This is a genomic window from Nonomuraea sp. NPDC049400 (assembly GCF_044466425.1).
In the GTDB taxonomy this organism is placed as follows: domain Bacteria; phylum Actinomycetota; class Actinomycetes; order Streptosporangiales; family Streptosporangiaceae; genus Nonomuraea.
Window position 1 is genome coordinate 1 of sequence record NZ_JBITMP010000128.1, and the last position, 5,101, is coordinate 5,101.

Below are 5,101 nucleotides of genomic sequence, written 5' to 3' on the forward strand. Positions count from 1 at the left end.
TAGTAGTGTCCATGCCCCCACCAGATCATTCGCGGTGGCGGACACGCGCGAGCCGAAGGCCCCCTCTCAAGAGGACCTTCGGCCCATCCTTCACCTGAACGCCTCCCGCCCCAAGGAAGCGAGCGCATGCCGGAGGGTGGCCATCAGCCACAGCGCCCCGGCATGCTCGCCAAACTCAGGCACGGCCCGCCCTCGCCCGTGTACTCCTCGCCGACCGAGCTCAATGCGCATCCGCCTACCATGCTGAGCAGCAGGATGGCGTTCGCAGCACCGCGAATGCTGTCGATGACGGATACGTCCGAGCCTTCGGATGAAGGCGATGTAGACGGTGACGTTCGCCCCCCGCGACCACTGTCGCCAAAGCGTCCTTCCAGGTGAGCCTCGTCGCTGCCACCTCTCTTCCCTTCGGGACTCCGCTCGCGGGATCGGGGTGACAGGGCCGTTAGCCCGTGTCCGAGGACGATCGCCACCGGTAAGCGACGCGTCGTGACGGCGGTCGTGTCTCACACGGTGACGCTGTCCAGCTCATGTCAGGAGGCAGGAACGGGGAATGCCGCGGCCAGACTCTCACCCCACTGCCTGGCCCGCTCCAACTCGCCCTCCACCAGCAGCCCCTGCGTACCGGTGACGTAGAAACCCTGCGGCTGCGCCACCGCTCTGATGCCGAGGCGGCGCAGCCGCCTCGCGATGCCGCGCGCGGCCGAGCCAGGAATGCGCGGCTTGCCGATGCGCGTGTCGAAGGCGGCCGAGCCTAACGCGGCCGAGGACGTATGCAGCGTGGCCAGCCATTCACGCACGCCCTCCCCGCGGGAGACCAGCGACGCGGTGGCCTGCTGGGCGGCGGACTGACGGGTGGAGGCCCGGCTCATGGAGAAGGCGTGCGTCGGTCCGCCCACTACGAGCAGCCCGATCTCCTGCCCCAGCTCCGAAGGCGCGGAGCCGACCTCGACCACCATGGCCCGCATCCGCGAGGCCAGCCCTTCGGCCACGGCCTCGGCGATCTGCTTGGTGTTGCCGTACATCGATTCGTAGACGACCAGCGCGTCCATCGCGCGACTCCTATCTGGTCTTATGGGGCAGGACGGGTTCGAGATGGAACATCCCGGTGACGACTTCACCGGCCCCTTCGGCCGGCCGCAGCCGTCCGGCGACGGCCATCAGCACGTCGCGGGCCGTGACCATGCCGATCAGTCCGTCCGCGTCGACCACAGGCAGAGCGTCGCACTCGGCGTTGAGCATCGCCGCCGCGACCCGGGCCAACGGAGTCTCCGGCCCGACGACCGGCCTGCGCTCGGACCTCAGCATCGTCCGGACCTGGCGGCCGGACTGCTCCTGCGGCCCGCCCGACCAGGACGCCGCCACCTGCTCGCGCGTCAAGATACCCAGCACGTGACGCCCGTCGACGACCGGCAGGTGATGAACGTCGGCGCGGCGCATCAGCTCCCAGGCCATCAACGGTGACTCGTCCGGCTTGACGACCACCAGAACGCGGCTCATCACCTGCTCGGCTGTCAGTGCTTCGACGGTCATGACTCCTCCTTCGCGCGTGGCCGCACGACGGCGACCGGGCAGGTCACGTGGTGCAGCACGCCGTGACTGACCGAGCCGAGCACCGCCGAGGCGAAGCCGCCGAACCCGCGGGAGCCCACCACGACCAGATCGGCCGTCCGAGCCGCGTCGATCAGCGCTTTGACCGGGTGCTCGCACAGCTGCTCGTCGGTGATGACGAGATCGGGATTGCCCTCGCGCCAGGGAACGATGCGCTCCCGCGCTGCGCGAGCCTCCTGCCGCATGAGATCCTCGATCAGGCTGCTGTAGGCGACGGCGTACGGCGAGAATGCCGGCACCTGCCAGGCGGAAACGATGTGCAACTGCGCCCCACGGGCACGGGCCTGCTCGACGGCGTACACCATCGCGGCCGCCGAATGCCCGGAACCGTCGTAGCCGACCACGACCCTGCCATGCTGCAGCGCGCTGGGAGCCCGGACGATCACCACCGGTCCGGTCGCGTGCCCGGCCACGGCCATGCCGACCGACCCGAGCACCAGCCCAGCGAACCCGCCGAGCCCCCTGCTGCCCAGCACCAGACTGTCCGCCGACTCCGACTCCGTGACCAGGACGTCGATCACGTCGCCGCTGAGCAGCTCCGACGTCACATCAACATCCCTGGTCAACTCACGCGCCCGGGCGGCGGCAGCCTCGAGCGACTCGGCGCAGTACTCCGTGCTCTCGCTGTGCGGCCACTGCTTGCACACATGCACGATCCGCAGCGCCAACTCACGCCGCTGCGCGTCCGCCGCGGCCCACTCCACGGCTGCGGTCGCCGGTGCGGACCCGTCCACACCGACCACGATGTGACCGACCATCAGGCCACTCCTTCACAAACTGGACTCCTCACTCCACCCTCGCCACAACGACCTCGCCGCGCCCGGGGACGAAGTCCCGAATCGCGGTGCCGTTGGTCCTCTCAGGAGGTGTGCAGGTCGAACATGAAGGCGGCGGCCAGCACAGGCGCGCACGAAATTTGTCTTGCTCAGCGGGCTGATCTGGTGAAGACAAGGCCGCTACCATGCATGCCCCGGCCGAGCACGGCCATAGCGAGTTGCCTCAGCGTCGGTAGATGGAACGGGTGTTGAGGGAACCCTCGCGAGCTCGAATCTCGTATCCTCCGCTTGCTGGTGTACGGCGGGCTAATATCCTGTGGCCTTGACCGTGGTACCTTCGGCGCGCCGATCAAGGTCAGCGCCGCCTGGGTGGTCAGGCGCCTGTCCGGGTCTTTGTCCAGCAGCCCCGTGATCAGCAGCGTGAGCCGTCCCGCGCGCATGGGCGGCGGGGCCTCCTCGAACAGGACCGCGGTCAGGCAGCCGGTGGGGGTTTCGCGACGAAACGGCGAGACTCCCTCGACGGCCTGGTTCAGCGTCACGCCCAGCGAGAACAGGTCGCTGGCCGCGAGCCCGTCTGTGCCGCGTGCCCGCTCAGGGGCCATGTACTCCATCGAGCCGATGACCGCGCCGGTGACGGTCAGGGCAGTGTCCGCGTGGAGGAAGGCGATGCCGAAGTCGGCGAGCAGAATCTCCCGCTCTTGCTGATCATGACGTTCGCCGGCTCGACGTCGCGATGCACGATGCCGGCCTCGTGCGCCGCGCCGAGTACCCGCAGCAGCTTCGCGGCGACGTTGGCGGCCTCCTCGACTGGCGCGGCCCGTGCGCGTCGAGAAGATCCTGCAGCGACGATGACGTCGTGCACCTCGACGATGTTCGGATGGTCACGTAGGCGGGCGGCATTGTGGGCCTCACGCGTGGCTCTGGCCAGCCGCTCTGCCTGCTCGTCCTCGGCCATCACCGGGGGCAGCCATAACTCCTTGACGGCGACGTCGACGCGCAGGGCCTCGTCATGAGCACTCCAGACCCTTCCGAATCCGCCTGATCCAAGTTCGGAGACCAACCGGTAGCGGCCGCCGATCAGCTTGCCCTGCGCCGCGGTCACCCCTGTCTTGATACAGACCTGATCCAGGACGAGTGGTTTTCGATCATGTCCTGCGGCTCGTCGCTGTATTCACTCCGCTCCAGACCAGCCAAGGAAGTGCGGCAAAGGCAGGGGTCAACCATCAGGGCGAGCCAGGACGACATGGCAGAGGCGAAGACACCCGCCGGATGCGGCCATGCGGTCCGCCCGGCTCGCAGTCACTGTGGCTGTGGAGGTGTGACTGCCGACCGCTGATGATCCACTGCCGGGCGAGGCGCCATGGGGATGGGCATCTGTCGCACCTCGGCGGATGTCCGCCTCAAGGATGATCGTGCGAATCGTGTACGGGTAGGGCCGGAGGTCCTCGCCTCATCGGGACTTTCAGCCGATTCCGCCGAATGGTTCTTTGTGACCTTGGGCTGCCGTTTGCCTCATCCTGGGCGGCGAGAACACGGGCTGATCCTCCGGCGGAGGACGTTGGTCCTGGTCGCAAGGGTCGACTGGCCCTGGCCTGCCCCGGCCGACCACTTTCAGGCTGGGAAGGCAATGAAGAATCCACAAGGTGCGGAGGTCATCATGAAACGTGCCGCACTAGCGGCGATCGCGGCCGGGTCGGCGCTGGCCACCGCGGCGGCTGTGACCGGCATTGCCAACGCTGTGGCCGACACTACGTCGCAGGTCGTCGCCGCGTGGCAGCAGGCCGCCTCACCGACCCCCCGGGGCCCCTTGGGGCCGTGCAGTTGGGTCGATGACGTGTACGTCAGCGGGGAGGCCGGCTATCTGACCCACATGGTGGCCCATCACGAAGAAGCAGTGGCCGCGGCTGGGCAACTTCAGCGCTCGAACCGACCTAAGATGCGCGCCCTGGGCGCCTCGATCGTCACGACCCAAAACGCCGAGATCGCCACCATGAAGAGCTGGCTGGCCAAGTGGTATCCGGGGCATCCGCCGGCGCGCGATTACCGGCCGATGATGCGCGACCTGTCCAGGCTGTCCGGTGATGCGCTCGATGAGGCGTTCCTGCAGGACATGATTCCGCACCACATGGTGGCGATCAGGATGTCGCAGCAGTTGCTGGCGTCCGGGCGGGGCGAGCATGCCGAGGTCGCCGACTTCGCCGCCAAGGTACGCGACACCCAGCACACTGAGATGTTCCAGATGCGGCGCTACTTGGCCGACTGGTTCGGGGAGTGGAGTGTGCCCTGTGGAAGATGGGACCGGCCAGGCCCACACGAGCCGGGTCCATATGGCCCGGGCCCACACAGGCCAAGCGACATGATGGACAACTAGCCGACATCGCGGCATGGCGTCCACTGTGCGGCGACGGAGTCGGCCAGGCTCGGCCTGGCTAGTGCGGTTGAACAGGCGGTCGAGCAGTTCGAGTCGCTCCCGAAACATCGACTCGTAGAACCGAGCGATGATGACGTCGAGCGAGGCGCCGGTGACAGGCAGGGTGCACGGACGATTGCGGCTGACTCCCAGACAGGATGAACCTCGAGAGCATGAGGAAGCTGGACATGTGACCGCTGGCCGTGAACCACGGCTAGTACTCCAGTGACATTTCGCGATCATGGCTCGGATCTGCGCTGGTAGTGGCAGCGTCGGGCGGTGGCTTGGTGTCGGCGGCGCCAGTCTG

The 5,101-nt window shown here is 67.7% G+C and carries 4 protein-coding genes and 1 pseudogene; 1 reads left to right on the top strand and 4 read right to left on the bottom strand.

Going from position 1 to position 5,101, the window contains the following annotated elements; translation table 11 throughout:
• Positions 1-530 precede the first annotated feature (530 nt).
• From ACIBVN_RS60535 to ACIBVN_RS60550, 4 genes and pseudogenes are all read right to left on the bottom strand, one after another.
• Entirely contained in the window at positions 531-1,049 is a 519-nt protein-coding gene (locus ACIBVN_RS60535) for a flavodoxin family protein (RefSeq protein ID WP_397151936.1), read from the bottom strand.
• A gap of 10 nt (positions 1,050-1,059) precedes the next feature.
• Positions 1,060-1,530 (bottom strand): HPP family protein, encoded by a 471-nt coding sequence (locus tag ACIBVN_RS60540; RefSeq protein ID WP_397151938.1) that lies wholly within the window; start codon positions 1,528-1,530, stop codon positions 1,060-1,062.
• Entirely contained in the window at positions 1,527-2,366 is an 840-nt protein-coding gene (locus ACIBVN_RS60545; RefSeq protein ID WP_397151939.1) for a universal stress protein, read from the bottom strand. Before ACIBVN_RS60545 ends, ACIBVN_RS60540 begins: the two co-directional genes overlap by 4 nt.
• A gap of 167 nt (positions 2,367-2,533) precedes the next feature.
• A pseudogene (locus ACIBVN_RS60550) lies at positions 2,534-3,486 on the bottom strand (serine/threonine-protein kinase).
• A 555-nt stretch (positions 3,487-4,041) separates the two neighbouring features.
• Here ACIBVN_RS60550 and ACIBVN_RS60555 point away from each other — a divergent pair.
• Entirely contained in the window at positions 4,042-4,755 is a 714-nt protein-coding gene (locus ACIBVN_RS60555) for a DUF305 domain-containing protein (protein ID WP_397151941.1), read from the top strand.
• The last annotated feature ends 346 nt before the right edge of the window (positions 4,756-5,101 follow it).

Bases quoted from the DNA above. Each gene is read 5' to 3' on its own strand.
- ACIBVN_RS60535 (WP_397151936.1), bottom strand. From the start codon at position 1,049: ATGGACGCGCTGGTCGTCTACGAATCGATGTACGGCAACACCAAGCAG.
- ACIBVN_RS60540 (WP_397151938.1), bottom strand. From the start codon at position 1,530: ATGACCGTCGAAGCACTGACAGCCGAGCAGGTGATGAGCCGCGTTCTG.
- ACIBVN_RS60545 (WP_397151939.1), bottom strand. From the start codon at position 2,366: ATGGTCGGTCACATCGTGGTCGGTGTGGACGGGTCCGCACCGGCGACC.
- ACIBVN_RS60555 (WP_397151941.1), top strand. From the start codon at position 4,042: ATGAAACGTGCCGCACTAGCGGCGATCGCGGCCGGGTCGGCGCTGGCC.